At 51.2% G+C, this 26959-nt stretch carries 25 protein-coding genes and 1 riboswitch; of the genes, 24 read left to right on the top strand and 1 reads right to left on the bottom strand.

All coding sequences use genetic code 11. From position 1 onward, the window contains the following. The first annotated feature begins 176 nt into the window (after nt 1–176). The 17 genes from C1I60_RS04380 to C1I60_RS04300 all read left to right on the top strand — a co-directional run bounded on the left by C1I60_RS04380 (nt 177) and on the right by C1I60_RS04300 (nt 18948). Nucleotides 177–1802 carry a spore germination protein gene (locus tag C1I60_RS04380; protein ID WP_137060652.1) on the top strand — a complete coding sequence of 542 codons (1626 nt, stop codon included), beginning with the start codon at nt 177–179 and terminating at the stop codon, nt 1800–1802. Beyond that, on the top strand, nt 1802–3022 hold the full coding sequence (locus C1I60_RS04375) for a Ger(x)C family spore germination protein (protein ID WP_137060651.1): 1221 nt from the start codon (nt 1802–1804) through the stop codon (nt 3020–3022). Before C1I60_RS04380 ends, C1I60_RS04375 begins: the two co-directional genes overlap by 1 nt. After that, nucleotides 3015–3239 (top strand): hypothetical protein, encoded by a 225-nt coding sequence (locus C1I60_RS04370; RefSeq protein WP_137060650.1) that lies wholly within the window; start codon nt 3015–3017, stop codon nt 3237–3239. Before C1I60_RS04375 ends, C1I60_RS04370 begins: the two co-directional genes overlap by 8 nt. Before the next feature lie 40 nt (nt 3240–3279). Beyond that, complete coding sequence (locus C1I60_RS04365) at nt 3280–4392, top strand: GerAB/ArcD/ProY family transporter (protein ID WP_137060649.1); 1113 nt, start codon at nt 3280–3282, stop codon at nt 4390–4392. 68 nt (nt 4393–4460) lie between these two features. Beyond that, nucleotides 4461–5615, top strand: coding sequence for a GerAB/ArcD/ProY family transporter (locus tag C1I60_RS04360; protein WP_137060648.1), 1155 nt, complete (start codon nt 4461–4463; stop codon nt 5613–5615). Between the two features lie 101 nt (nt 5616–5716). After that, nucleotides 5717–6562 (top strand): uroporphyrinogen-III synthase, encoded by an 846-nt coding sequence (locus C1I60_RS04355; RefSeq protein ID WP_137060647.1) that lies wholly within the window; start codon nt 5717–5719, stop codon nt 6560–6562. Between the two features lie 171 nt (nt 6563–6733). Next, nucleotides 6734–7288: an LOG family protein gene (locus tag C1I60_RS04350; protein WP_137060646.1), complete on the top strand. Its 555-nt coding sequence runs from the start codon at nt 6734–6736 to the stop codon at nt 7286–7288. 57 nt (nt 7289–7345) lie between these two features. Further along, nucleotides 7346–7529, top strand: a riboswitch (cobalamin riboswitch). A 313-nt stretch (nt 7530–7842) separates the two neighbouring features. Beyond that, on the top strand, nt 7843–9654 hold the full coding sequence (gene cobJ, locus C1I60_RS04345; RefSeq protein WP_137060645.1) for a precorrin-3B C(17)-methyltransferase: 1812 nt from the start codon (nt 7843–7845) through the stop codon (nt 9652–9654). 94 nt (nt 9655–9748) lie between these two features. Continuing rightward, the gene (locus C1I60_RS04340) at nt 9749–10723 is read left to right on the top strand and encodes a sirohydrochlorin chelatase (RefSeq protein ID WP_137060644.1); all 975 of its coding nucleotides are present in this window, start codon (nt 9749–9751) and stop codon (nt 10721–10723) included. Further along, nucleotides 10720–11499, top strand: a complete 780-nt coding sequence (gene cobK, locus C1I60_RS04335) for a precorrin-6A reductase (protein ID WP_137060643.1) — start codon at nt 10720–10722, stop codon at nt 11497–11499. Before C1I60_RS04340 ends, cobK begins: the two co-directional genes overlap by 4 nt. A gap of 270 nt (nt 11500–11769) precedes the next feature. Next, nucleotides 11770–12414 carry a precorrin-8X methylmutase gene (locus tag C1I60_RS04330; RefSeq protein WP_014278561.1) on the top strand — a complete coding sequence of 215 codons (645 nt, stop codon included), beginning with the start codon at nt 11770–11772 and terminating at the stop codon, nt 12412–12414. A gap of 74 nt (nt 12415–12488) precedes the next feature. Further along, a complete protein-coding gene (locus C1I60_RS04325) occupies nt 12489–13634 on the top strand; it encodes a cobalt-precorrin-5B (C(1))-methyltransferase (protein WP_137060642.1) in 1146 nt (381 codons plus the stop codon). Beyond that, the gene (gene cbiE / locus C1I60_RS04320) at nt 13627–14883 is read left to right on the top strand and encodes a precorrin-6y C5,15-methyltransferase (decarboxylating) subunit CbiE (RefSeq protein WP_137060641.1); all 1257 of its coding nucleotides are present in this window, start codon (nt 13627–13629) and stop codon (nt 14881–14883) included. The genes C1I60_RS04325 and cbiE overlap by 8 nt, the downstream gene beginning before the upstream one ends. A 29-nt stretch (nt 14884–14912) precedes the next feature. Next, nucleotides 14913–15629, top strand: a complete 717-nt coding sequence (gene cobI, locus C1I60_RS04315; RefSeq protein ID WP_137060640.1) for a precorrin-2 C(20)-methyltransferase — start codon at nt 14913–14915, stop codon at nt 15627–15629. Then, entirely contained in the window at nt 15626–16420 is a 795-nt protein-coding gene (gene cobM / locus C1I60_RS04310) for a precorrin-4 C(11)-methyltransferase (RefSeq protein WP_137060639.1), read from the top strand. The genes cobI and cobM overlap by 4 nt, the downstream gene beginning before the upstream one ends. Beyond that, a complete protein-coding gene (locus tag C1I60_RS04305) occupies nt 16413–17501 on the top strand; it encodes a cobalt-precorrin 5A hydrolase (RefSeq protein WP_137060638.1) in 1089 nt (362 codons plus the stop codon). Before cobM ends, C1I60_RS04305 begins: the two co-directional genes overlap by 8 nt. Then, a complete protein-coding gene (locus C1I60_RS04300; RefSeq protein WP_137060637.1) occupies nt 17494–18948 on the top strand; it encodes a cobyrinic acid a,c-diamide synthase CobB in 1455 nt (484 codons plus the stop codon). Before C1I60_RS04305 ends, C1I60_RS04300 begins: the two co-directional genes overlap by 8 nt. Before the next feature lie 172 nt (nt 18949–19120). Here the strand turns inward: C1I60_RS04300 and C1I60_RS04295 are convergent, their stop codons facing one another. Then, complete coding sequence (locus C1I60_RS04295) at nt 19121–19570, bottom strand: AbrB/MazE/SpoVT family DNA-binding domain-containing protein (RefSeq protein WP_137060636.1); 450 nt, start codon at nt 19568–19570, stop codon at nt 19121–19123. A 432-nt stretch (nt 19571–20002) separates the two neighbouring features. Between C1I60_RS04295 and C1I60_RS04290 the strand changes: the two genes are divergently transcribed. The 7 genes from C1I60_RS04290 (at nt 20003) to C1I60_RS04260 (ending at nt 26945) form a co-directional block, all read left to right on the top strand. After that, nucleotides 20003–20641, top strand: coding sequence for a ThuA domain-containing protein (locus tag C1I60_RS04290; protein ID WP_137060635.1), 639 nt, complete (start codon nt 20003–20005; stop codon nt 20639–20641). A 102-nt stretch (nt 20642–20743) separates the two neighbouring features. Further along, nucleotides 20744–21103 carry a phasin family protein gene (locus C1I60_RS04285; protein ID WP_137060634.1) on the top strand — a complete coding sequence of 120 codons (360 nt, stop codon included), beginning with the start codon at nt 20744–20746 and terminating at the stop codon, nt 21101–21103. A 1-nt stretch (nt 21104) separates the two neighbouring features. Further along, a complete protein-coding gene (locus tag C1I60_RS04280; protein WP_137060997.1) occupies nt 21105–22775 on the top strand; it encodes an ABC1 kinase family protein in 1671 nt (556 codons plus the stop codon). A gap of 403 nt (nt 22776–23178) precedes the next feature. After that, the gene (locus tag C1I60_RS04275) at nt 23179–24627 is read left to right on the top strand and encodes a SulP family inorganic anion transporter (RefSeq protein ID WP_137060633.1); all 1449 of its coding nucleotides are present in this window, start codon (nt 23179–23181) and stop codon (nt 24625–24627) included. Nucleotides 24628–24847: 220 nt separating this feature from the next. Continuing rightward, nucleotides 24848–25513 carry an amino acid ABC transporter permease gene (locus C1I60_RS04270; protein ID WP_137060632.1) on the top strand — a complete coding sequence of 222 codons (666 nt, stop codon included), beginning with the start codon at nt 24848–24850 and terminating at the stop codon, nt 25511–25513. Then, complete coding sequence (locus C1I60_RS04265) at nt 25494–26171, top strand: amino acid ABC transporter permease (RefSeq protein WP_025683078.1); 678 nt, start codon at nt 25494–25496, stop codon at nt 26169–26171. The genes C1I60_RS04270 and C1I60_RS04265 overlap by 20 nt, the downstream gene beginning before the upstream one ends. Before the next feature lie 18 nt (nt 26172–26189). Further along, complete coding sequence (locus C1I60_RS04260; RefSeq protein WP_137060631.1) at nt 26190–26945, top strand: amino acid ABC transporter ATP-binding protein; 756 nt, start codon at nt 26190–26192, stop codon at nt 26943–26945. Nucleotides 26946–26959 lie beyond the last annotated feature (14 nt).

Below are 26959 nucleotides of genomic sequence, written 5' to 3'. Positions count from 1 at the left end.
CCCTGTTTTATTCACCATTTTATGACGATGCTTTTGGAGACCCTGCAGATTGATTGCAGGGTCTTTTTGTCATCTGTTCAACATGCTGAGCCAGTTGGATACATAATCCTGTGCAGGCTAGTACATCCTACATGTTATATTACCTATCCGGCTCATTCGTAAAGGGGGAAATAACGATGAAGAAAGGACGCTTTCCCAAGCTGCCGAGATTACCGTGGAGCCGGCGCACGATTCCCGCTGCAGATCGCAAGACACGAAATTACGATGCTCTTAAAGGACTGCCTGAACCATCATGGTTGGAACAGCCGCTGCGGAGCAGTCTGGAAGACAATTTGACTGCTTTGCGTGATATTTTCAAGGATTGCTCTGATGTTGTCTATCGGGAGCTGATGATTTCCCCTGAACGAAAAGGGCTATTGGCTTATATTGAAGGCACGGTGAAATCGGAGGATTTGCAGGATCATATCCTGCGACCTTTCATTTTGGGCATGATGCTTAAGGACCCCGAGGTAAACGGAACATTAGATCCGCTGGATGAAACTCGGATTTCCATGTCCCAGACCAAAACGATGAATCAATGGAAAATGGTCTCGGCGTCGATACTGGACGGCAATGCGGCCTTGTTCGTAGACGGTACGCCTCGTGCGTATATTTTCAGCGCTAAGGGAGGCGTCCGCCGTGGAGTGGAGGAACCGCAGACCGAAGCGGTTATTCGCGGGCCGCGTGAAGGATTTACCGAGACGCTTCGCGTGAATACGGCCTTGCTGCGATTCAAGCTGAAGACCCCCAGGCTCAAGATGCAAAGCATGACCATCGGGACAGAAACCCAAACGAGCGTCGTACTTACCTATATCGAGGGCATCATAGATCCGAAGCTGGTGGAGGATGTAAAAAAAAGGCTCAGCGATATCAAAATAGATGGTGTGCTGGAGACGGGGTACATTGAGGAACTGATTGAGGACCACCCGTATTCACCGTTTCCGGAAATGGAATATACGGAACGTCCGGATACGGTCACCGCGCAATTGCTGGAAGGACGGTTTGCCATTTTTGTGGACGGTACGCCCTTCGCCCTGATTGGGCCAGTCACGATGTGGCAGATGATGCAAGCGAGCGAAGACTATTACGAGCGTTTTTTCATCAGTAATGTAGTGCGCTGGATTCGTTACCTTTTTCTCATCCTGGCTCTTTTCCTGCCTGCATTATATGTGGCGGTCACGACCTATCATCAGGATATGCTGCCGACGACACTTATCTTGAGTATTGCTGCGGCGCGTGAATCGATCCCTTTCCCCGCCTTGGTTGAAGCATTGATGATGGAGATTTCCTTCGAGGCGTTACGAGAAGCGGGGATTCGTCTCCCCAAAACGGTCGGCCAGGCTGTCAGTATCCTCGGTGCGCTCGTTATCGGGCAAGCATCTGTACAGGCGGGAATTGTATCGGCACCTGTGGTTATTATCGTATCGCTCACAGGTATTGCTTCGTTCACCATTCCGCGTTTTAACTTTGCGATTACGGTTCGTCTGCTGCGGTTTCCGATCATGCTGATGGCGGGGGTGTTCGGACTGTTTGGAATCATTATCGCGACCACACTGCTCGCTACACATTTAACCAAGCTAACGTCGTTTGGTGTGCCTTACATGAGCGGGTATAGCCCATACAATCACATGGACCAAAAGGATCTCGTCGTTCGTGCGCCTTGGTGGAAAATGACCAAACGTCCTTCCTGGATTGGAAAAGGTAACAACAAACGAGCGAAAGAAAAGATGAATGGATCGCCGACAACCGAGGAGGGATGGTGATGAAGCCCCAATGGTCTGATGCAGGGAAAATGCGTAAAGCGGCTGTACTTAGCTGTCTGGTGCTCTGTTCTGTACTTTTAGGGGGATGCTGGGATCGCCGTGAGGTGAACGATGTTGCCTTTGTGATGGGAACCGGGCTGGATAAGGAAGGCGATCAATACCGGGTAACGATGCAGATTGCCCTCCCAGGACAGCTCGGTTCCTCAGGAAGCACAGGAGGCGGGGGAGGGACGAGCGGAACCAAATCCTACTACCTGGAGTCCAGAACAGGCCCCAGCTTTCGGGGGGCAAGTACCGAGGAACAGCGGGGTGTTTCACGAACGTTGAATTATTCCCATCGCCGGGTGCTGTTGTTCAGTGAGGAACTGGCGCGGGAAGGAATCAGCAATATGATGGATGTATTGACACGTATCCCGCAGAACCGTCTGTCTTCTTTGGTGGTCATCACGAAGGGAACGGCGCTGGATATGCTTCAGGCGGATGCACCGATTGAGCAATATCCGGCAGAAATGGTGCGCGAGCTAAACTATTCCTATATGAAAAAGCCCCGTTCTATCAAGCTGCTGATGAATTCGATTCTGTTGGAAGGCGTTGACCCGGCTGTGCCCGTAATGTCCCTGGTGAAGAACGGCCCCTCTAATTTGAAGGACAAGAAAACGAATATTCAGGTCGATGGACTGGCTGTATTTCGCAAGGACAGAGTAACCGGCATTATAGATAACCATTTAAGTCGGTTTTTGATGCTGGGTATGGATCAGGCGAAGGATATGGAAATATTTATAACCCCTCCCAAGGGAAGTGGTTATTTGTCCGTGCATCTTATCGAAAACAGCGTTCATTTCAAACCCTATGTTCACGGGGATGATATTCAGATGACCATCCAACTGAACTGCAACGGAAATGTAAGGGAAAATGAGACGACTTTCGATATTTCCAATGAAGTAAACTTGAAGTGGCTGGAGCAGCAGGTAGAACGTCAGATCAAGAAGGATTTGGGTGAGGCTATCCAGGTGATTCAACAAAAATATCGTTCTGATGTGCTTGGTTTGGGGCGGGTTATCATAACGAGCCTTCCGAATGAATGGAAACGGATTAAACCCCGTTGGGATCAGTTGTACCCCAAGGTGGAAGTTACCATAAATCCGATTGTGCATATTGAAAATATTGGTGCAGTTACCAAGCCATTCGGGATCAAGAAGGAGCAAATCCAGAATGAATAAAATATTTCTGCTGCCCTTGGTACTGGCGATCATCTTCATGTATCTGATGGACCGTAAAAGCCTGAACGCCGCACCTGCTGTCAACCGCTGGATCTCACGTGTATTGTACGCCCTTAGTATCGGTATCTGGATCTATGGAACGTCGACACACAGTACTGTCTATATGGCTACCTGGCTGACACGGTTTATTGATATATGGCTGCCCTCTTGGTTGTAACGAATTGTAATGATGCTTGTGGAAAAAGGAGACGCACCTCATGAAACAGTTCACAACTAGACAAATGGTGCTGCTCGGTGTGCTGCTGGAGACGAATATAACCTTGATACACGCTCCGTCACAAGCCGGGGCGTATGCGGAACAACACGCCTATTGTACCTGTATGGTAGTAGCCGCAGTATTGTGCTTGCCAATCTGGGCATTGCTGAAGCTTGGGCAGCGTTTTCCCAATCAGGACCTGTTTCAAGCCATGATCAGTTCTAGCGTGGTGATAGGGCGTATACTGCTGCTCCTGTATTTTTCCCTGTTTTTAATCCTGTTTGGCCGGGATTTATGGATTATTACCGATTTGGTAAAGGCGGTTCTATTGCCGCGAACTCCCTTTTTCATGATTTCACTTATTATACTGTTAACCGTCGTTTATATGGCTAGGGGCGGTATGAACATCATCGTGAACATGAGTGAGATTTTTATACCGATCTCCATTATGACACTGCTGACGATGCCGTTTTTCTTTGGCAGAAACATGGATTTCTCGGAGCTTAGACCGTTTTTGCATCCAAGTATAACCGGAATCATGAAAGGAAGCTGGTATATGTTTTCGTATATGGCGGACATTCTGATGTTGCCTTTTGTATTGCAAGGGAAAAACTATAGCCCGCAGGGTGCATGGTGGGGCCATTTGATAGGAACTGTTTTTATGGTCTTCATTGTTACACTCATGCAGGTTGTCATCGGGCTTCCCATTCTGGCGCGGCTGTTCTACCCATCCTATGAGCTGGCACGTCAGTTGTATATAACGGATTTTCTGGATCGGTTTGATTTATTTGTAGGGGGGTTTACGATACCCACTCTGCTCATAAAGGTGGGACTGGATCTGTATATTCTGAGTATGGCTGTCAAACGCCTGTTCCCTCATGTACAGGGTGCTTTGATGGTTTGGCCTGTGGGTTTGCTGGGATACGTCAGCTCCTTTATTATTTTTTCAAACAGTATTCAAATTTATGATTTCAGCCGGGAGTGGACGATGGTGATGATTATGTTCTTTATCATTATGCCCTTGGTGCTATGCCTGCTGCTGCGGCCCAACAATAAAGGTAAGGAGCGGGGAATGGAGAATAAAGCAAGACTTGGAAATGATCCGGTTCATTAATATATACATGCGGGCTGTATTGTGGCGTATGTAATGAGTGCTTGCGGGCAAAAGGAGGATGTACCTGCATGAGGCAATTCACAACCAGACAAATCATAATGCTTAGTGTGCTGATGGAGGTCAGTATTACCCTTGTACATGCTCCGGGGCAGGCAGCAGATTACGCACATCAGCATGCCTATTGGACCTGTGCGATAGCGGCTATCGTAATATGTTTGCCGATCTGGGCGATGCTGAAGCTTAAGCAGCGTTTTCCCGATCAGGATCTGCTGCAGACCATAGTCAGCTCCCATCCCGTGCTGGGGCGTATGCTGCTTGTGGCTTATCTTATTTTATTCCTGATCCTTTTTGCGAGGGATTTGAGAATTATGACTGATTTTGTAGAGATCGTTCTTTTGCCAATAACTCCGATTGTCGTCGTATCCCTTATTTTGCTGCTGACCTTGACGTTTATGGCTAAAGGGGGGATCAACACCATTGTGAACATGGCGGAGCTTTTTGTACCGTGGTTGCTTCTGACGCTGCTGACCATGCCGCTTTTTTTCGGGAATAATATGGATTTTTCTGTAATGAGACCGCTGTTGCACCCGGATATAGGGGGAGTTATCCAGGGTAGCTGGCGTATGCTTGGTTATATGGCAGATATCTTGCTGCTGCCATTGGCAATTTCTGGACGGATCTTTAATGGCCGCAGTGTGTGGCTTGGACATTGTATCGGAACCGCTTTTATGATCATGCTGGTGCTGCTAGAGGAGTTGGTTATTGGTGTTCCTATCATGTCAAGGCTGTTTTATCCATCTTATGAACTGGTACGTCAGTTGCGGCTAACGGACTTTCTGGATCGGTTTGATTTGTTTATAGTTGCTCTTACCGTGCCAACCCTGCTTACAAAGATGGGGTTCGATCTGTACGTTATCAGTTTGACTGTAAAGCGTATGTTTGCTCCTGCCTGGGGGAGTTTAATTGTATGGCCTGTCGGTCTGTTGGGGTACGTCTGTTCCTTTATGCTGTTTTCTAATATTATCCAAATTTATGATTTCAGCCGGGAGTGGACCGTGGTGATGATCGTTTTCTTTGTTTTCATGCCCTTGGTGCTATGGCTGCTACTCCGACCCAAGCCTAAAAAAGATAGAGGCGATCCTAAGCCATCGGAAGAGAAACAGGATAGCACGAGTCAGCAGGAAAACCAGAGGGAAAGTAAGTCAAGGCAAGTCGATTTATAAGCTCACTATATTCATCGGAAAAGTAATTCTTATTTGTCTTTTAGTCCCTTGATTGTATACTTGGTAGAAAGGAGTACGACTTCTACAAGGGGGGGAACAAGATGGCCCAACGCATGGCAGGCAAGCGAGTCGCCCTTGCCGGCCCTCGTAAAGCAGACGAAATGGCGCTGCTGGTTACAAAAATGGGGGGCGAGCCGGTGCTGCGTCCAGCCCAGGGCACGGTTTTTCTGGACGATATCGAGCTGCGTAACGCTATTGTATCGTGGGTGAAGCAGCCGCCGGACTGGAACATTTTCACGACAGGCATGGGGCTGGACGCGCTATTCGATATGGCGGAGGATATGGAAGTAGCAGAACAGATGATGGAGCTATTACATTCCTCGAACATTGCAGCACGGGGCTACAAAACGGTCAATGGACTCAAAAAGCGTGGCTTTACGCCAGTTGTACGGGACGAGGACGGAAGCTTGATCGGGTTGACGCAGGCATTTGCCCCGTATGATCTTAAGGGGAAGGAAGTGCTGTTGCAGCTACATGGTGATCCGGCTCCCCGGCTGGTGAAGTGGCTGGACGAGCAAGGCGCAGTTACCCGGCAGGTGCTTCCCTATAAGCATATTCCTCCGGAGGCAGCAAATTTGCAAGCATTGCTGCAGGATATCCTGAACCGCGATGTGGATGCAGTTACGTTCACCAGCGGTCCGCAAATCCGCTTTTTGGCTCAATATGCGAGGGAACAGAAGCAGATGGAAGACGTGCTGGAAGCTTTTCGCCAGGATGTGATCGCTGTGTCGGTAGGCAAGGTGACGGCGCAGTCCATTTTGGAGGAAGGGATTGAACGGATTGTCTTTCCAGTGGAGGAACGTATGGGCGCCATGATGGTGGAGCTGGGAAGATATTTTGAGCATAGCGCTTCGGCGCACGGCTGCGGCCTGGAAGTTGTGAACTGAAAACTAACCCATATCCTTGCGATAAAGGGTAAAATGAGGATAAGGGCCTACAAGGTCTTTATCTTTTTTTTGTTGGATATGCATCGACAGAAGTTTTTGTTATAGCGAAAATATTTATTTAATATAATGAAAAAGCCTCGATGCGGATACCAGAACAGGAGCTGAGACGTTATGAATTCCATTTGTGTCTTTGCCGGGTCCAGACCCGGACATTCATCGGTATATCTTCAGGAGGCAGGTAAGCTTGGAGAGGCTATGGTGAGACACCATGTCCGTTTAATCTATGGAGGCTCCAGCAAGGGGCTGATGGGCGAAGTCGCGGATGCGATGCTGGCAGGGGGCGGTCAGGTCACCGGGATTATGCCGACCCTGTTATTCGATGCAGAGATTATTCACCGGGGAGTTACCGAATTTATTGAGGTGGCGAGCATGCATGAACGCAAAGCGGTGATGAGCGAAAAGGCTGACGCATTTATTGCCCTTCCAGGCGGATTGGGAACCTTTGAGGAGCTATTTGAGGTACTGTGCTGGGCGCAAATCGGCATTCATCGCAAGCCTATCGGGCTGCTGAATGTGAACGGATATTTTGACCCGTTGGCGGAAATGGTGCGTCATAGTGTGCAGGAGGGCTTTACCGGAGTTGACCATCCAACGCTGCTGAGTATCTCTGCGGACCCGGACGAATTGTTGCATATGCTAAAAAATAAGGCGGAGAACTTGAAATAAAGCGTTTTTCATGCTTGCGCAACTGATTGAGGCAAGGTTATGATAAGACCCATAATCAAATAGCGGACAGACAAGGTGCCTTTGTGATAGCGAAGGGTAACAGGGAATCGGGTGCAAGTCCCGAGCGGTCCCGCCACTGTAAGGAAGAGGATTTTTTCAGATGTCACTCGTGAGAAACCGGGGAAGACGAAAAAATCTGTTGATGCCGAGCCAGGAGACCTACCTTGATCTGTATGCACCGTTAACCTTCGCGGAGAGGATGGGTGTACGAAATCAGGAAATTAGGCGCACGCTGCTTTTTCCATGTTGGTTACAGGTTTGCGTGGATCTGAACGTGCAGAAGCGTTTCAAGCGTGAACAGGCAGATGGAAAGCAACGGCACGATGGCGGAAGACAAGAAGTGTCTTCTTAATGTTGTGTTGTCTGATAATACGATGCGTACATAGGAAACCCATCCGGGCAGGATGGGTTTTTTGAGTTACAGGATGTCCATATATAAGTGAAATAGATAGAAGTGTGGAAGACATAGCCTAGATTTAAGAAGGAGGATAACGATGGACCCATTAGGAAAATTGCTCGTGATTGGATTCGGACCGGGGGATATGGAACATATCACAAAACGGGCGCTGGATGCGCTGGCCGAGAGTGAGGTCATTATCGGCTACAACACCTATGTGGATCTGATCCGTCCGTTGTTGAATGGACAGGAGATTGTACGCACAGGCATGACGGAGGAAGTGAGCCGTGCACAGGAGGCGGTTCGACAGGCGGAGATGGGCAAGAAGGTAGCCGTCATTTCCAGTGGAGATGCAGGCGTATATGGTATGGCCGGGCTGGTGTACGAAGTGCTGATGCAAAAGGGCTGGCGTCGTGAGGACGGGGTTGAGGTAGAAGTTGTGCCGGGAATATCGGCGATTCAGTCCTGTGCTTCGCTGTTGGGTGCGCCCGTCATGCATGATGCATGCACGATCAGTCTGAGTGACCATTTGACCCCTTGGGAAACGATTGTGAAGCGCGTAGAAGCGGCTGCTTCGGCGGATTTTGTCATTGCACTGTACAACCCGCGCAGTGGTCGGCGTACACGCCAGATTGTTGAGACGCAGTCCATCTTGCTGCGTTACCGTGATCCGCAGACTCCGGTCGGGCTGGTCAAGAGTGCTTACCGTGACCGTCAGCAAGTCGTAGTGACGACGCTGGAGGACATGCTGAACCATGATATCGGTATGCTGACGACCGTCATCATCGGTAATTCCTCGACGATGGTGTATGACGGTCTGATCGTGACGCCGCGTGGGTATCAGCGCAAGTATACGCTGGATGCGTCCGAGCAGGCGCTCAAGCCGCATCAGCGGCTCCGTACGGAAGCGGAGCCGTGGTCGCTGGGCGCGCAAGAGGATCGCGCGCTTAATGCGTCGCAGGCAGGCGCAGCTCCCGCAGTACCAGCCCCTGCGGGAGCTGGCGGGACCGCGCCTTCCGCGAGCGGTGCTGCTGCGGTGGCAACGCAGGCACGCCCGCAAGCGGTGGCTGCCGTGCAGGCCGCGCCTGCGGCGCAAGCCGGTGCGGCCCCGGCATCGCTGGCAGCGGAGGCGCTGAGCCGCCTCGCTGCGGGCGGCAAGCTGCCGGGCGAAGCCAGCGCGCGCTGGAACGGGCAAGCGCCCGCCGTGAGCGCCGCCGGAACGGCAGCTACGGCCGGGACAGCGATAGGCAGCTTTGGCAAGCCTGCGTTGTTTGAGGTGGGCGTTTCCCCCGGCGTGGGAAACAAGAAGTTCACCGCTCGCCAGATGGCGCTGCTCGCGGAGGTAGCGGGTGATGAAGGCGAGCTGGAGTATACGCCGGATCACCAGATCGTGCTGCGCGTGCCGTGCGCGGACCCGGAGGAGCTGGTAGGGCGGCTACGGGATGAACGATTCATCGTGATGCCGATAGGCGATGTGTTTAAGGTGAAGGCGTGCGACTTCTGCAATATGGAGAAGGATGACGCTGTGCCTGTGGCGGAGCATCTACAGGTTGTACTGGGCGGATTGCAGGCACCTAAGGAAACGAGCATTGCTTTGAACGGCTGCGGTATGGCCTGCTATGGAGCGGTGCTGGAAGATATCGGGATTGTGTACCGCAAGGGAGGATACGATTTGTTTCTAGGCGGCAAAAAATTTGGCCGTAACGCTCATGCTGCACAACCTGTGGCAGAGGGCATTCCGGGGGATCAGATTACGGATATCGTTGAGAATGTCATTGCTGAATATAAGGAAAAAGGGCATCCAAACGAGCGTTTTCATAAATTTTTCAAACGTGTGGGCGTTGTGGCAGGTTTTCGGCATGAAGATGCACCTGCAACAGTAGAAGTGAATGCCATCTGCGGTGATTAATAGGCTAGAAAGCCTGTTTTTATAGATGCATGCATATAGATAAAATAGGTCATATTGGTAGATTGTACCTATTGATGAGGAGGAAAATATAGCAGTGAATGCAATATTGTTGGTTGGACATGGGAGTCGGGACCCGGAGGGAAACCGGGAGTTGCTGGAATTTGCACAGGCGGTGGCAGATCGGGTGCCGGATATGTGTGTGGAAACCTGTTTTTTGGAGCTGACACGGCCCAGCATTGCTGAAGGTGTGCAGACATGTGTGGAGCGAGGGGCGACGCGGGTCGTGCTTGTTCCGATTATTTTGTTCGCAGCGGGACATGCCAAAATTGATATTCCGATGGCGATTGATCGTGCGAAGGCTAAGTATCCTCAGGTTGAATTTGTATATGGACGTCCGATTGGCGTTCACGAAAAAATTGTCAGCATTCTGCAAAGCCGCTTGAAAGAGGCCCGTCCGGTTGCGGTTCCAGCGGGTATGGATAGCGATGCGCAGTCTTCTGCCGAGGTGACGGACGAAGAAACGGCTGTGCTGGTGCTGGGACGCGGAAGCAGCGATCCGGATGCGAACAGCGACTTTTTCAAAATTACCCGTATGCTGTGGGAAAAACTTCCGTATACGTGGGTGGAGAGCAGCTTTATCGGTGTGACTCAGCCTTCTTTTCCAGATGGCTTGGAACGCTGCCTGCGCCTGGGGGCCAAAAAAATCATCGTGCTTCCATACTTTCTGTTCACAGGTGTGCTGATTAAGCGCATTGGAGAAATGACAGAGGAATTTGCCGAGGCCCATCCTGATTTGCAAGTGGAAATTGGAGGGTACTTTGGTTTCCATCCGCAATTGGTTGAGCTTGTGCTGGAGCGTGCCAATGAAGGTTTAGTCGGCAAGGTTATGGCCAATTGCGATAACTGCCAGTTCCGTCTGGAGGCGCAGGAGCATCACCATCATCACCACGACCATGATCACGGACATGACCACGATCACCATCATGATCATCACCACGATCATGCACATACGCCGTCTGTTGTGAACGGAAACGGGATTTCAGGTAGCGGGCAGGTGAGTGGCTCATGATTTTCATGCTATGTGGAACGAGCGATGCTCGGGAATTGGCGCTGCAAATCCGGGACAATGGTTTCAAAGTATTGGCCTCCGTCGTAACAGAGAGCGCGGCAAACAGCTTGTCCGAAGTAGGTCTGGACGTACGCACAGGTCGAATGACAGCCGATGAAATGGCAGCAGTGGTTAAGGAACAGGGAGTACAGGCCATCGTTGATGCTAGTCATCCTTTTGCAGAAGAAGCTCATGCGAATGCCATGACAGCCGCACGCGAGTCCGGGGTTCCTTATGTTCGCTACGAGCGGGCAGGGCTGGTGTATGACAATCATCCGTTGCTTCACATCGTACCCTCCTATGAGGAAGCCGCATTGGAAGCGAAGCAGCTTAAAGGCTCTATCATGCTTACCACAGGCAGCAAGACGCTCGGCACGTTCACCAAGCATTTGCTCGAAGACCCGGAGATTCGTTTGGTTGCACGTATGCTCCCACGTCTGGACAATATGGAGAAATGCGGCGAGCTAGGCATGGAGCAAAAAAATATTATCGCCATGCAGGGACCTTTTTCCCGCGAGATGAACGAAGCATTGTACAAGCACTTCAGCACGACAGTGATGGTGACCAAGGAAAGCGGACGCACGGGAGCGGTGGATGAAAAGGTTCAATCTGCGCTGGAGCTGGGCATTCATGTGATTTTGATTTCCAGACCAGAAGTGGAATTTGGCACCGTATTTGATCATTTCAACGGAGTGATCGACGCACTGCGTACAACCAAAGTGGACCCTTCGATCTGAACTGTGATCCTGTGAATCTGGTCGATCGGGTAATTAACAGCCCAGTCAATCCGATAAATCCAGAGCTTTTTCTGGCGTGTATTTAAAATATAGTCATCTTAAAATACGTATATAAGCTGAATTTTAAAAATTCACATCAAAACGGAGTAGTCTGAATGGTGTTGTGCAAGCGCAGCGGTGGCGATGGGAAGTACCATCCCACTGTGTGGTGGCCCAGTCGGTAACTTTGAATGTTCAAAACTAATTTTCCATAAAGGAGTGGTCGAAACGATGGATTTTAAAACAGATTTTAAACCGTTAACGGTGCAGCCGCAGGAGATTGAGGGTAAAAGCTTCGAGATGATCACCGAGGAGCTGGGAGAGCATCCTTTTACAGAAGCGCAATATCCAGTGGTACAGCGTGTTATTCACGCGTCTGCTGATTTTGAGCTGGGCCGCAGCATGGTATTTCATCCGAAAGCGATTGAAGCTGGAGTTGCGGCCATTCGCGCAGGGCAGCAGGTCGTTGCGGACGTGCAAATGATTCAGGCGGGACTGAGCAAGGATCGTATCCGTCAGTTTGGCGGAGATGTGCATGTCTACATTTCCGACCCGGACGTGATGGAGGAAGCGAAAAGGCTGAATACGACTCGCGCCATTATTTCGATGCGCAAAGCGATTCAGGCAGGCGAAGGCGGTATTTATGCGATTGGAAATGCGCCGACAGCCCTGCTGGAGCTGATTCGTCTGGTGAAAGAAGGAGCGGCCAAGCCCGGCCTGATTATCGGGATGCCAGTCGGTTTCGTATCGGCGGCAGAATCGAAGGACGAGCTGCGCAAGCTGGATATTCCGTTCATTACGAACATTGGACGCAAGGGCGGCAGTACCATCGTCGTGGCGGCATTGAATGCAATCTCCTTAATGGCTGTCCGCTAGATGCGGTTGCCCGTTTGCTGTATCATGAAATGAATTGGAACATGAACAGCATGAGAGGTTAAGGAGGAATGGGTATGGAAAAGGAAGCGGCGTCCGCCGACAGGCCCAAACGGATGAAAAGCGGTGAAGCTCCCGCGCCGGACAAGCCGATGCGGTCAGGCTTTACAACTGGAGCCTGCGCGGCTGCGGTTGCCAAGGGAGCGGTGCAACTGCTCATCACGGGCATTCCGCCGAAGGAAGCGGTCATATCGCTGCCAGCGGGCTTCGATCATGCGTTCGAACTGATCGAGCCTGTGCTGAACGCGGACGAGGCTTCCTGCACGACGATCAAGGACGGCGGCGATGACCCGGATGCGACGCATCAGGCGAGAATTATCGCGTCCGTCAGTTGGCGGGAGGAGCCGGGCATTGAACTCGACGGCGGCATCGGCGTGGGCCGGGTGACGAAGCCCGGTCTGCCAGTGCCTGTCGGTGAAGCAGCGATCAATCCTGTGCCGCGTCGAATGATTACGGAGGCCGTCACAGGCGTGCTTGAGGAGCATGGATCGGCCAAAGGTGTCCGTGTCGTTATCAGCGTGCCGGACGGCGAAGAAATCGCCAAGAAGACGCTGAATGGGCGGCTTGGTATTCTTGGGGGTATCTCCATACTGGGTACGCGAGGTGTGGTGGTTCCATTTTCCACATCAGCTTATAAAGCGAGTGTCGTGCAGGCCATATCGGTTGCGCAAGCGATGGATTGCAAGGAAATTGTCCTAACCACAGGCGGCAGCAGTGAAAAATATGCAATGCAAATGTACGATCAGCTCACGGAAGAAGCTTTTATTCAGATGGGCGATTTTGTCGGCTTTGCGATCAAGCATGGAAAACGATTGGGAATGAAGAAAATTATTCTCGTCGGTATGCCCGGCAAGCTGTCGAAGGTCGCTCAAGGTGTCATGATGGTTCATTCCAAGAGCGCCCCGGTGGATTTTGGCTTTTTGGCGGAGGTCGCGCGTGAAGCGGGTGTGGACGAGTCGCTTGCAGCAGCGGTGGCCGAGGCAAATACAGCTACTCAGGTGGCGGATATGATGACCGAGGCGAATGCGCTGAGCTTTTTTGAAAAGCTGTGCACCTATGGATGTCAGCATTGTCTGGAGCATGCAGATGGTGGAATCGTCGTAGAAATGGTACTGGTAACGATGAAAGGGAATGTGCTGGGGAGGGCGAGAGTCGGTGAGTAGAGTGATCCGTGTCATTGGTATCGGTGAAAATGGAGCGGCAGGTCTGTCGCAGGAGACGCTGGAGCGAATCGAGCGCGCGGACGTGCTGGTTGGCGGAGAGCGCCAACTGGCCTTTTTCAAGACAGCCGCAGGGGAAAAACGAACATTAAAGAGCGGCTTCTCCACCGTGGTGGAAGAATTGGGACGTTTGCGTGAGGACAAGGATATTGTCGTGCTTGCGTCAGGCGATCCGCTTTTTTTTGGCATCGCAGGGTATTTGTCCGCCAAGCTGGGGGCTGAGCATCTGGATATTTTGCCGCATCTCAGCTCGGTTCAGTTGGCATTTGCACGTCTGGGAGAGAGCTGGCAGGATGCGGTGCTGGAAAGCATACATGGCCGTCCGATAACCGGACTGGCACAGCGGATCGACGGACAGCATAAGGTCGCGCTGCTGACGGACGACCGGAATCATCCCGCCGCAGTCGCTGCCTATCTGCTGCATTACGGCATGACGGAATATGATGCCTTTGTTGGCGAGCATTTGGGCGGACCGGATGAGACGTATCGGCATTATACGCTGGAAGAGATGGCGCAGGGAACGTTCCAACCACTGAATGTGGTTATTTTGCGCCGCCGTAAGGGTGCGGACGTGCTTGCGATTCGTCGGGGATTTGGTTTTGAGGATGCGGAATTTCACCAGCGCAAGCCGGAAAAAGGGCTGATTACGAAGCGTGAAGTGCGCGTGTTCAGCCTGTCCGAGCTGCGTCTGACAGAGCGAAGCATTGTATGGGACATTGGCGCAGGGTCCGGCTCTGTAGCTGTGGAGTGTGCACGGCTGGCGAAGTACGGGCAAGTGTTTGCCATTGAGAAGAATGAAGGCGATCTCGCCAATGTGGAAGCGAACAAGATCAAATTCCGCACCGATTTTCCGGTCATTCACGCCAAAGCGCCTGCCGGACTGGAAGAGCTGCCAGACCCGGATGCGGTGTTTATCGGCGGGAGCGGGGGAGAGCTGGCGGAGCTGATTCGGCTGTGCGCTTCCCGTCTGCGTACGGATGGACGAATTGTAGTGAATGCCGCAACGATTGAGACGCTGCATGACGGCATGAAGGCGATGCAAGAAGCGGGGCTGGAAACCTCGGTGACGTTACTGCAAACAGCGCGTAGCAAGCCGATTTTGAATATGACGCGTTTTGATGGACTAAATCCGATATATGTTATTACAGGGCGGCCGTCGGTGGAAGCGGCTGACGAGGCAGCAGGGGAGTAGTTTGGTAGATCAAGAGGGGGAGAGACAGCATGAATACGGCGGCAACAGGAACACTTTACGGCGTAGGCGTGGGGCCGGGTGATCCCGAGCTGATTACGGTCAAGGCGTACCGTATGCTTCAGGAATGCGCAGTTGTGGCTTATCCGAAAAAACGTCGGGGAGGCAAATCGTATGCCCATGAAATCGTGGAGCTGTACGTAAACCCGGAGGAAAAAGAGATGCTGGGGCTCATTTTCCCGATGACCAAGGACTCGGTTGTATTGGAACGGGAGTGGAACAAAACGGTGGTGGCCTGCTGGGAGGCTTTGAGTCAAGGCAAGGATGTAGCCTTTGTCACCGAGGGGGACCCGAATCTGTACAGTACCTTTATTCACTTGGCGCGTCTTATGAAGGAGCTTCATCCCGAGGTGCCGATTGTATCTATTCCGGGCATTTCTTCCGTGTTAGGAGCAGCAGCAGCCCTGGAGTTGCCTTTGGCAGACGGAGATCAGCAGGTCGGTATTATTCCCGCTACCCATGATAAAGAAGCGATGAAGCGAGCAATTGAAAATCACGATACGGTCGTGTTCATCAAGGTTGCCAAGGTGCTGGATCTGATTTTGGATGTGCTGGATGAACTGAATCTGGGGGATCGTGCGTCTGTCATTACCAAGGTCACTTCTCCTTATGAAATGGTATGGCGTAACGCGCGCGAGCTGCGTGGACAGGAGCTTGAATATTTGAGTCTGATGGTGGTGAGCAAATGAGTTTGGAGCCGAAAGTATATATCGTAGGAGCGGGTCCCGGCGACCCGGAACTGATTACCGTCAAGGGCTCCCGGATTTTGCGTACAGCCGACGTTGTTCTGTACACGGATTCACTTGTGAACGACGAGCTGATCGCCACGGCCAAGCCGGAGGCGCAGGTGCTGCAAAGCTCAGGCATGGATCTGGAGCGGCAGGTCGAAATTATGAGCGAGGCTGTGCAGGCTGGACGCAGTGTAGCTCGTGTACATACGGGGGACCCGGCAGTGTACGGCGCGATTTTGGAACAAATGGTGCTGCTGAAGCAGCGCGGAGTTGCTTACGAAATCGTGCCGGGTGTCAGCTCGGTCTTTGCTTCTGCTGCCGTGCTTGGCGCAGAGCTGACTGTGCCTGATCTGACGCAGACCGTCATCCTGACGCGTGCCGAAGGCCGCACACCTGTTCCGGATCGGGAAAAGCTGCGCGACTTGGCATCCCATCACTGTACAGTGGCGTTGTTCCTTAGTGCAACGTTGGCGAAGAAGGTCGTTGTCGAGTTTCTGGCGGCTGGCTGGAGCGAGGACACACCTGTAGCGGTTGTACAACGTGCAACCTGGCCGGACCAAAAGATCGTGCGCACGACGCTTGCTCAGTTGCCTGCCGATCTGCACGCAGCGGGAATTACGATGCATGCGATGATTTTGGCAGGCTGGGCGCTCGATCCGGGGCTGGTGGACAAGGACGCGCATCGTTCCAAGCTGTATGATAAGTCGTTCACCCACGGCTACCGGAAGGGAGTGAAGCCTGGTGAGTAATCCATTTGCCGCTGTGGCGATCACGAAGCACGGAGTAGAGATGGTTCGTCATTTAGGAGCCAGCTTTCCGGGAACGGATGTGTATTACATGTCCAAGTTTGAACGGGGCGATGAGCAGGAGTACGGTATTCAATTGTTCGAAGGCTCGGTCAAGCTGATTTTGCCGGATTTATTTAAGCAATATAACGGTATTATTTTATTTATTTCCCTCGGTGCGGTCGTCCGTATGATTGCGCCGATTTTGGTGGATAAAAAGGTAGACCCGGCGGTGGTCGTGATTGATGATCGCGGGGAGCATGTCATTAGCGTACTGTCGGGGCATTTGGGCGGTGCCAATGAACTGACCCGTCATGTGGCTTCTGTACTCGGCGCACGCCCGGTAATTACGACTGCATCGGATGTGCAGGGCACGATTCCGGTGGACATGTTCGGTCGGGAATTGGGTTGGGTGGTCGATAGCTTCGACAAGGCAACTCCGGTGAGTGCGGCTGTTGTGAATGAGGAGCCTGTGGCGCTCGTGCAAGAGACAGGCGAACGGAACTGGTGGCGTTATGACAAGCCTGTGCCTGCCCATATCAAGGTATATGGTTCGATGGCAGAAGCTTCACAAGAGCCGTTCAATGCCGCATTGGTCGTTAGCGATCGTCTGCTGGAGACTGAGGAAGAGGAACGGTTTCTGGCTAATGGCGTGCTGTATCGTCCGAAAAGTCTGGTGCTCGGCATCGGCTGTAATCGGGGGACTGCTGTGGAGGAACTGGCGGCTGGCGTGCTGGACACCTTGAATGAGCTTCGCTTGTCTGTAAAAAGCGTCCGCAATATTGCGACCATTGATCTGAAAAAGGATGAAGAGGGCTTGCTTGCCCTTTGCGCCAAATACGGCTGGGAGCTGGTGACGTACACGCCATCAGAGCTAAACACTGTGAAGCTTCCCAATCCATCGGAAACGGTCTTCAAGTACACAGGAGCGTATGGCGTTAGTGAGCCTTCAGCCCTCTTGTCCTCTGGTGCAGACCATTGGCTGCTGGAGAAGAAAAAAAGCGGCAACATGACCATTTCCGTAGCACGGGTAGCTTATGACTGACCACAATAAGCAGGATGTACGGACCGATCAGGCCGCTGGTACACACAGAAGCCGTATCGTCGTGGCTGGAACGGGCAGCGGGGCGGGCAAGACGACCGTTACCCTTGGGCTGATGAAAGCTTTTGCCGATAGCGGCCTGCGGGTGCAGGGCTTTAAGTGCGGGCCGGATTATATTGATCCGACCTATCATACCGCCGCGACCGGAACGCCTTCGCGTAATCTCGACTCATGGATGACCTCGCCGGATACGGTGCGTGAAACCTTTATCCGCGCCTCCGAGGGTGCGGATATTTCCGTGATCGAAGGCGTCATGGGGCTGTATGACGGCAAGGACCCGCTCAGCAACACCGGGTCCACCGCCGAAATCGCCATGCTGACGGATAGCCCTGTGCTGCTGGTCGTTGACGTACGCAGTATGGCACGAAGCGCGGCCGCTATTGTACTTGGCTTCCAGCGTCTGGAGCCGAAGCTGCGCATTGCGGGTGTGATCGTGAACCGCTGCGGAAGCCAAGGGCATTACGGCATCGTCAAAAAGGCAATCGAGCAGGAGTGTGGTCTCCCCGTGCTCGGCTGGCTCCAACGCGACGATGGGCTGGACATCCCCGAGCGTCATCTGGGCTTGGTCCCGGCTGTCGAACGCGGCGAGCTGGAGCCGCTTTTTCAACGGGCAGCAGAGCTAATCCGCACAGGCACGGATTTGGTCGCGCTGCGGGCACTGGCGGACTCGGCTCCGCCGTTGTCTTTGCCAGCGCAGCAGCTATTTGCCTCGGATCGGCTTTCGTCGGAGACACAAGCTGATATTGGAGAACGTCCGATCATTGCCGTTGCCAGAGATGCGGCGTTCAACTTTTACTACCCGGAAAATTTGGATTTGCTGCGTCAGTCGGGAGCGGTACTTTCCTTTTTCAGTCCGCTGGCGGGAGAACGTGTACTTGAGCAGGCAAGCGGCCTATACCTGGGCGGTGGTTTCCCTGAAGAGTTCGCTGCAGATATCGCTGCGAATACGGGCTTTTTGGAAGATATCCGCAACGCGGTGAGCCGGGATATGCCTGTATTCGCCGAATGTGGTGGTTACATGGTACTGGCGCGCACGCTTACAGATCGTTCCGGTACCGTACATGTCATGGCGGGGGTAATACCGTCCGATGTGCGAATGCAGGAAAAGCGGGCCGCGCTCGGATATCGGGAAGCAACTGCATTACAGGATTGCTTGCTGCTGGAAGCCGGTGAGAACATTCGGGGACATGAGTTTCATTATTCCGTGATGGCCTATGATGAATCGGCCTGCCCGTACCCTTATGCCTATCAAACCAAGGGGATGCGCGGGCTCCAGAGCGAAGGCTATGCGAAGGGTAACCTATTGGCAGCCTACACGCATATTCACCTTGCCTCTCTTCCCAAGGCGGCAGCACGCTGGGTGGAAAAGTGTAGGGCATACGGTCAGTAATCTGCCATCTGGCAACCATCGCAACTGTAGTTCCTAACAGGATAGAAGAACAACTTCATAGGTACGCAAAAAAGGCTGGACCCTTGCTGACAAGGGTCCAGCCTTTCTAAACTTAGACAAGAATCAACCTTACATGACATGGAAGCGTATTCATTCCTTTATGGTGATTCGCTCACATGAGCTTCTTCAACTGGGAAATCCTTCCCTGACTCACGCCTAGCATAGAAGCAAGTTGTTTTTGTGAGGATGCTGGATGCTCTTCCATAAGCTCTCGCATTTTTTCCAGAATAACATCTGTACGCTGATAAATCTTTTTCATATGCATATTTTGCTTGATTGGGGCCAAATTGGTTTCTGCCACCGTGACCGGAAGCAAATCTTCCGTTTTCATCGCTGCTGCACATTCGTCGCATATAAACTGGTCTTTAAAATAAGTGTTTGTATCGACCGCACCGCAAAATATGCAATTGGTTGATTTGTACTTACGGAGCATGAGTGTCTGGTCTTCGATAAAAAACTCTAATGGATCGCCGATGTCAATCTCCATCGTCATGCGCAACTCTTTAGGAAGCACAATTCGTCCCAAGCTGTCCAAAGGCCGGGTCATTCCAGTCCTCTTCATTCATGCAACCTCCCCGGTTTTTAAGATTCATAGAATGTATAAGTTTTAAGAAGAGCTTAACAATTCTATAACCGCAAGCATAAACTTCTTACTAAAAAGCGATCCAGCCTTTTTTAGAAAACACATGAACACGCTTTTTTTCTTACGAGTATACCATAAACCGATGAATTCGCCAGTGCTCACGCATATAAATTTTTGAATGTGTTTATTCCGATCGAATATATATGCTATAATCTTCTGCTAAAGGATTTAATAGCCCGCCTGTAGAATTATTTATATATGCCGTAGCTCGGATGATGATGGCGGTGTTATGCGCAACGGGTGAGGGCTAGTTGGAATTTTTGAGCCCAGAAACCACACAAATTAAGAACAAATGACACGGGACATCGCCTTTAAAGTCCTTATATACAGATTAGGCAAGGAGGATTCATCATGGAAAGAAGAAAAGCATTGTTGTTAGGAGATTATACGTATCCGGAGTTTCACCCGCTACAAGGGGTGGACGGAGAGATCAGCCATATTTTACAGGATTGGATGACGGTACAATGCAGTGAAAATCGTAAAATGCTGCTCAAGGAAAACCTGGCCTCTTTTGATTTGTGCATCTCTTACTGCGATAGCCGCAAGGAGGTTCTGTCTCCCCAACAAACAGCAGGGTTGCTGTCCTACGTCAGTGGCGGGGGAGGACTGCTCGTGCTACACAACGGAATTACGTTGCAAGGCCGATATGAAATTGCACAGCTCATGGGGGCGCGTTTTTTGCGGCATCCTGCTGCGGGTCAGTTGTCCTTCAAGGTGACGGAGCCGGACCACCCGATTATGGAGGGGATTGAACCGTTTGAGATTGAGGAGGAGCCGTATCGGTTTGATTTTGATCCGTTTACTGAAAAAACACTGTTGATGGAATACGAATACGAGGGCCAATGGTGCCCGGCAGCATGGTCGCTGTCCTATGGCTTGGGTCGGGTTGTCTATTTGATGCCTGGACACAATCAGCCAAGCTTCCAGCATGAAGGGTATCGAAAGTTGATTCTTCAGGCTGCCAAGTGGGCGGGACGCTTGCCGGGCTAGTATAACTGATGTCTTCTAACTAGGGAAGGGGAGCTGCGGACTTTATGCGGTTCCCCTTTTCGGGTTATACTATAGGAAATCACAGGTAGGGGAGGATATATCATGAGCGATTTGTTCAAAAAAGCCATCTCATTGGGATGGGGCCTCACCATTGTCAGCAAAGAAAAGGTGGAAAAAGCCGTCGAGGATCTTGTAAACCGGGGAGAACTTGCACCATCGGAATCCAAAGCGCTGGTCGATCGTCTGATCGAACGGGGCGCAGAGGAACAGGGACAATTCAAAACGGTGATCCGTGAGCAGGTTAGCCGCATTTTGCAGGAACTGGACGTACCTACCGAAAATGATGTCGCAAGTTTGGAGCAACGTGTGGCATCCCTGGAAAAACAGGTAGCGGAGCTGGAAAAAGAAAAGGCGGCGCTTACGGGTTCGAGCGATGCTGAAGAAGGGAACCGACTGGATTAAAATGGCGGTTCGTATAAAGCACGCCGGTCGTTACCGGGAAATTGCCATGGCGCTGGCGCGTCATGGCTTTGGCTATATGGTGGAGGAAATGGGCCTGTTCCAGCTATTATCGCTGCCCCGTAAGTGGCTGATGAGAGAAACGCCAGAGTCCAAAACGCTGGGCGAACGGATTCGGCTAGTGCTGGAGGATTTGGGGCCTGCGTTCATTAAGCTTGGACAGTTGGCAAGCACGCGCACAGACCTGCTGCCGGAGCCGATTATCCGTGAGCTGGTCAAGCTTCAGGATCAGGTGCCGCCTTTTTCCTCTGAAACAGCACGCGGCATTTTGGAACAGGAGCTGGACACGTCATTGGAGGATATTATGATCCGTTTTGACGATGTTCCGCTGGCTGCTGCTTCCATTGGTCAGGTGCATCTGGGTAAGCTGCACAGCGGAGAACTGGTCGCCATTAAAATCCAACGCCCCGGCGTGAACCGCATCATTCGTCGGGATCTGGATATTTTGCGGGAGCTGACTGCAATAGCAGTCAAACGCTGGGAATGGGTGGGACGCTATCAGCTTAGCCAGATGGTGGAGGAGCTGGGCAGATCGCTCATTCAGGAACTGGATTACAACCATGAAGCCCGCAATACGGAGAAAATCTCGCTCCAGTTCGAGCAGGACCCGCATATCCAAATTCCGAAAATATATTGGGACCATACCTCTTCACGTGTGTTAACCATGGAGTTTTTGGATGGTACCCATCTGGGCAATCGCGAAGAGCTATTACGTCGTGGATATGATTTGAAGGATCTGGCGCAGCGGCTGGTAAACAGTATGCTGCATCAAATATTTATTGAAGGTTTTTTTCACGCCGATCCTCATCCGGGAAATTTGCTTGTCCTGAAAAATGGCAGTCTTGCTTATTTGGACTTCGGCATGACCGGACGGCTGAGCGAAGAGATGAAGAATCATCTGGCCTCGCTCATTATTGCGCTGATGCGCAAAAATACCGATGCCATGGTTCGGGCAATCGAACGGCTGGGGCTGGTTGAGCCAGATACCGATATGAACGCGCTGCGTGCCGATCTGGATAAGATGCGCGAAGATTACTCGGACGTTCCGTTCTCGCAGGTCAGCATCGGGGATGCCCTGAACGACCTGTTCGGCGCAGCACAGCGGCACCGGATCGGACTGCCTTCAGATGTCTTGCTGCTCGGCAAGTCGCTGTTGACGCTGGAAGGGGTCATTGAGCATCTCGACCCTGATCTTAGCATTCTTGCTCTGGCGGAGCCTTTTGGCAACAAGCTGTTAAAGGAGCGCTTTAGCGGCCGTCGTATCCGGGGCAAGCTGCTGGGCGGTGCGACCGAACTGGTGGAGACGCTGATGGAGCTCCCAGGGCAGGCAAGGCATCTGGCTTCGATTATCAGCAAAGGCAAGCTCAAGCTGGAGGTCACCGTGCCGGAGCTGGAAATGCTCTTGCGCAGGCTGGATCAAATCAGCAATCGCCTGTCGTTCAGCATCGTACTGCTGGCGTTCAGCATTATTATGGTCGGCCTGATTATCGGTTCATCGCTGAATCATCAGGCGACTGTGCTGTGGAATGTGCCTGCGATTGAGATTGGCTTTGTCGTCGCTCTCTTAATGGTTGCCTTTTTACTGTATTCTATTTTTAAATCGGGAAGATTTTAGATACATTACGATTATAGCCACCGTTTATTGAAGCGTGCATTGCCTGACTTTGAGAGCATGCTCCAGCATAGCTCCGAAGCGGATAACTCTGACTCCCTAATGGAGCTTGTACAGGAATTGCGAAAATTTTAAATATAAGAAAACGAATCAAACGAAGAAAACAGGCGATATTCCAAGGAAACGTCTATTTTCTTTTTCTAAACAGCCTCTTACCTGACTCGTTTCTGCGAACTCCTTACGTTATAATGATGGACTGAATGTAACGGGCGGGTTCGTGTGAGAGAAACGAACTGAATCATAGGAGAGCCTATGCGATTGGCCGCTGGACGGAGACCCGGAACGACACCGGGCTGCGAGCCAACACGCTGTTCTCTTTTAATATAGGAGGCTGGAAAGATACTGTATGAATCTTAGACAACAATGGTTCGGTAATATCCGGGCCGATATACTTGCGGGCATGACCGTGGCGCTGGCGCTGATCCCGGAGGCGATTGCCTTCTCGATCATTGCCGGTGTCAATCCGATGGTCGGACTGTACGCCTCCATCTCAATGGCAATTGTTATTTCTTTTGCAGGCGGACGTCCGGCGATGATCTCGGCAGCAACCGGGGCTGTAGCGGTATTGGTCGTCGGTTTGGTGAAGGATCATGGCGTGGAATATCTGTTTGCGGCTACTATTTTGGCAGGTATTATTCAGGTGCTGCTGGGTGTTTTGAAAATAGGGCGCTTTATAAGCTTTATTTCCCAACCGGTTATGACCGGGTTTGTGAATGCGCTGGCGATCCTCGTCTTTATGGCGCAGCTCACTCACTTTCACGGAGCCAATTGGATCATGTACGCGATGGTGGCGGCTACATTGCTCATTGTGTATATTTTGCCGAAGTTTGTGAAAAGCATTCCCGCTCCATTGACGGCAATCGTCATCATGACGATCATCACGTATGCGTTCGGGTTAAATGTCAAAACCGTAGGCGATATCGGCACGCTGACCAGCTCACTGCCTTCATTTCATTTGCCGCAGATTGAGTGGTCGTTGCATACCTTGTGGATTTTGCTGCCATATTCCTTTACGATGGCGCTGGTGGGACTGCTGGAATCACTGCTGACAGCCAGTATTTTGGATGAAATGACCGAAACGAAAAGCAATAAAAACCGGGAAGCCCGTGGGCAAGGAATTGCCAACTTTGTAAATGGTTTTTTCGGCGGTATGGGTGGCTGTGCCATGATCGGACAATCCGTTATTAATGTTAGCTCGGGAGGCAGAGGGCGTTTGTCCACCTTCACGGCAGGGGTGTTTCTGGCCTTTCTGCTGCTGGTGCTCGGCGAGGTTGTGAAGGAAGTACCGATGGGCGCACTGGTGGGAGTTATGTTTATGGTGTGTATCGGGACAGTGGACTGGAATTCGCTCCGAAATATCGCCAAGGTTCCCAAGGCGGACACATTTATTATGGTTACAACGGTCGTTATTGTGGTGGCTACGCATGATTTGTCCAAGGGTGTTATTGTGGGTGTGCTGCTGAGTGCCCTGCATTTTGGCTGGAAAATGGCTAAAATCCGCATCAGCGCGACAGAAGACGACGATGAAAAGGTGTACCATGTTAGCGGTCCGATGTTTTTCGCTTCGACGACTCATTTTGTCGATCATTTTGAACCTTCGGATGATCCGAAACGCGTGGTGGTGGATTTCAGCCAATCGCATATTTGGGATCATTCTGCGGTAACTGCTATTGGAAAGGTGTTGCAAAAGTACACGAAGTCCGGTAAATTGATTACTCTACGGGGACTAAATGAGGAAAGCCGCTTGATTGTGGAAAAGCTCGGCGGTCCTGTAGTTACGGAGCCACTGGTGTGATAAATCGTATAGAATAAATCAAAGCCTGGAATGGAATTTAACCATTTCAGGCTTTTTTGCATGCATTTCTGAAATGAAATAAAGGTTTTCTTCCTAAATCATAGATAAATATGACAAATTTTTGTCAAAGTATTGACGTAATAATTGGGCTGGAATACAATCATTGTTATTAAACTTACAAAATACATAGGATTAATCGAAAATTGAAAGGTATGTACATATGAATCTAGACTGGGAGTTTATCGTAGAGAGCTTACCACTGTATGGTGAGGCGATGTGGCTTACATTGAAGATTGCTTTTTGGGCCATCCTCTTTTCGCTGATCGTCGGTTTGTTGTGCAGTATTGTGTTGTATTACAAGGTGAAGGGAATTAGCGGCATTATTACAGCGTATATCGAGCTTTCCCGCAATACACCATTGCTGGTACAACTGTATTTTCTGTATTATGGCTTTACCAAAATAGGTCTGCATATGAGTGAAATGACTTGTGCCATCGTCGGTATGACCTTTTTGGGCGGAGGGTATATGGCAGAGGCGTTCCGTGGCGGAATTGAAGCGGTAAGTAAAACTCAGACGGAATCCGGGCTTAGCTTGGGACTGTCCAAGGTGCAACTGGCGCGGTATGTTATTTTGCCACAGGCCTTTGCTATCAGTGTTCCATCGTTGGGTGCGAATGCAATTTTTCTGCTCAAGGAAACCTCCATTGTTGGCGCCATTGCTTTGCTAGATATTATGAATGTGGCAAAAGACCTGATCGGCATGTACTACAAAACGGCGGAATCGCTGATTTTGCTGGTGCTGGCTTATCTTATCCTGCTTTTGCCTTTGTCGATGCTGCTGACATGGGTGGAAAGGAAGGTGCGATATGCAGAATTCGGGAATTAATGTGCTTTTTGAAGGTTCCAATTTTGAGCGTCTGTTAGGTGGATTACTCGTTACGATGGAAATTGCATTTATTTCGATAGTGATCGGCACAGTGCTGGGCATCGTGATGGGGTTATTGCGCACTTTAAAGTCGGGACCGATTCGATTCGTATTACGGTTTTATCTGGAGACGTTTCGTATCATTCCGATTTTGGTTTGGCTGTATGTCGTGTACTTCGGCTTCACGCCTTTGCTGAATGTGAATATTAGCGGGGAGCTAACGGCAATTATCGTGTTTAGCTTATGGGGTGCGGCGGAGATCGGTGACATCGTTCGTGGTGCGCTCGAATCGTTGCCCAAGCATCAAGTGGAATCCGGGCAAGCGCTCGGTCTGACGTATGGACAATTGTACCGTCATGTGCTCATTCCTCAGGCGGTACGCCGAATGCTGCCGGGTTCTATTAATTTGGCAACACGGATGATCAAAACAACATCATTGGTGGTGCTGATTGGCGTGGTAGAGGTGGTAAAGGTCGGACAGCAGATTATTGAGCTTGGCGTAATTAAAGCGCCAGCGGCATCCTTTTGGGTGTACGGCTTTATTTTTATACTATATTTTCTCGTATGCTATCCGTTGTCCAGACTTTCCAAAAGATTCGAACGCAGATGGCAAAATTAGCAGGATGGGGTGAGCGCAATGGCAGAGGCTGTGGAGGTTTTGCTGGAGATTCGAGGGCTGGACAAAAGCTTCAGTGACCGAAAGGTGCTCCAACAGATTGACCTGGAGGTAACGAAGGGGGAGGTCGTGGTTGTTCTTGGCCCTTCGGGCTGCGGAAAAAGCACACTTCTGCGGTGCCTCAATGGTCTGGAACCAGTCCAAGGCGGAGAAATCCGATATAGAGGACAGGATCTTACGGACAACAAAGTGAATTGGCGGGAGATACGGCAGCATATCGGGATGGTATTCCAGAACTATGAGCTGTTTCCCCATATGACCGTCTTGGAAAATATATTGCTAGGCCCGCTTAAAGTGCAGCGGAGAAACAAGCAGGAAGCGCTCAAGCAAGCGGAGCAATTATTGGAACGGGTCGGTCTGTTGGATCGCAAGGATGCGTATCCGAGAGAGTTATCAGGCGGACAAAAGCAGCGGATTGCGATTGTACGCGCATTGTGTATGAACCCTGAAATTATGCTCTTTGACGAAGTCACGGCATCCCTGGACCCGGAAATGGTCAGGGAGGTGCTGGATGTGATGCGAGAACTGGCGCGACAGGGGATGACGATGATTATCGTGACGCATGAGATGGGATTCGCCAAGTCGGTGGGGGATCGCATCGTGTTTATGGATCAAGGACAAATATGCGAAATGACCACACCACAGCAATTTTTTACCCAACCGGAAACAGAGCGTGCCCAGCACTTTCTGGATATATTTCAGTATGAAACTACATAAACAGGGGGATGAAT

The sequence above is a fragment of the Paenibacillus terrae genome, from assembly GCF_005217525.1.
In the GTDB taxonomy this organism is placed as follows: Bacteria; Bacillota; Bacilli; order Paenibacillales; family Paenibacillaceae; genus Paenibacillus; species Paenibacillus terrae_C.
This window is presented reverse-complemented; position numbering and strand designations above follow the sequence as displayed.

Excerpts from the sequence above, each read along its gene's own strand:
- C1I60_RS04380 (WP_137060652.1), top strand. The coding sequence starts at position 177 with ATGAAGAAAGGACGCTTTCCCAAGCTGCCGAGATTACCGTGGAGCCGG.
- C1I60_RS04375 (WP_137060651.1), top strand. The coding sequence starts at position 1,802 with ATGAAGCCCCAATGGTCTGATGCAGGGAAAATGCGTAAAGCGGCTGTA.
- C1I60_RS04370 (WP_137060650.1), top strand. The coding sequence starts at position 3,015 with ATGAATAAAATATTTCTGCTGCCCTTGGTACTGGCGATCATCTTCATG.
- C1I60_RS04365 (WP_137060649.1), top strand. The coding sequence starts at position 3,280 with ATGAAACAGTTCACAACTAGACAAATGGTGCTGCTCGGTGTGCTGCTG.
- C1I60_RS04360 (WP_137060648.1), top strand. The coding sequence starts at position 4,461 with ATGAGGCAATTCACAACCAGACAAATCATAATGCTTAGTGTGCTGATG.
- C1I60_RS04355 (WP_137060647.1), top strand. The coding sequence starts at position 5,717 with ATGGCCCAACGCATGGCAGGCAAGCGAGTCGCCCTTGCCGGCCCTCGT.
- C1I60_RS04350 (WP_137060646.1), top strand. The coding sequence starts at position 6,734 with ATGAATTCCATTTGTGTCTTTGCCGGGTCCAGACCCGGACATTCATCG.
- cobJ (WP_137060645.1), top strand. The coding sequence starts at position 7,843 with ATGGACCCATTAGGAAAATTGCTCGTGATTGGATTCGGACCGGGGGAT.
- cobK (WP_137060643.1), top strand. The coding sequence starts at position 10,720 with ATGATTTTCATGCTATGTGGAACGAGCGATGCTCGGGAATTGGCGCTG.
- C1I60_RS04330 (WP_014278561.1), top strand. The coding sequence starts at position 11,770 with ATGGATTTTAAAACAGATTTTAAACCGTTAACGGTGCAGCCGCAGGAG.
- C1I60_RS04325 (WP_137060642.1), top strand. The coding sequence starts at position 12,489 with ATGGAAAAGGAAGCGGCGTCCGCCGACAGGCCCAAACGGATGAAAAGC.
- cobI (WP_137060640.1), top strand. The coding sequence starts at position 14,913 with ATGAATACGGCGGCAACAGGAACACTTTACGGCGTAGGCGTGGGGCCG.
- cobM (WP_137060639.1), top strand. The coding sequence starts at position 15,626 with ATGAGTTTGGAGCCGAAAGTATATATCGTAGGAGCGGGTCCCGGCGAC.
- C1I60_RS04300 (WP_137060637.1), top strand. The coding sequence starts at position 17,494 with ATGACTGACCACAATAAGCAGGATGTACGGACCGATCAGGCCGCTGGT.
- C1I60_RS04295 (WP_137060636.1), bottom strand. The coding sequence starts at position 19,570 with ATGAAGAGGACTGGAATGACCCGGCCTTTGGACAGCTTGGGACGAATT.
- C1I60_RS04290 (WP_137060635.1), top strand. The coding sequence starts at position 20,003 with ATGGAAAGAAGAAAAGCATTGTTGTTAGGAGATTATACGTATCCGGAG.
- C1I60_RS04285 (WP_137060634.1), top strand. The coding sequence starts at position 20,744 with ATGAGCGATTTGTTCAAAAAAGCCATCTCATTGGGATGGGGCCTCACC.
- C1I60_RS04280 (WP_137060997.1), top strand. The coding sequence starts at position 21,105 with ATGGCGGTTCGTATAAAGCACGCCGGTCGTTACCGGGAAATTGCCATG.
- C1I60_RS04275 (WP_137060633.1), top strand. The coding sequence starts at position 23,179 with ATGAATCTTAGACAACAATGGTTCGGTAATATCCGGGCCGATATACTT.
- C1I60_RS04270 (WP_137060632.1), top strand. The coding sequence starts at position 24,848 with ATGAATCTAGACTGGGAGTTTATCGTAGAGAGCTTACCACTGTATGGT.
- C1I60_RS04265 (WP_025683078.1), top strand. The coding sequence starts at position 25,494 with ATGCAGAATTCGGGAATTAATGTGCTTTTTGAAGGTTCCAATTTTGAG.
- C1I60_RS04260 (WP_137060631.1), top strand. The coding sequence starts at position 26,190 with ATGGCAGAGGCTGTGGAGGTTTTGCTGGAGATTCGAGGGCTGGACAAA.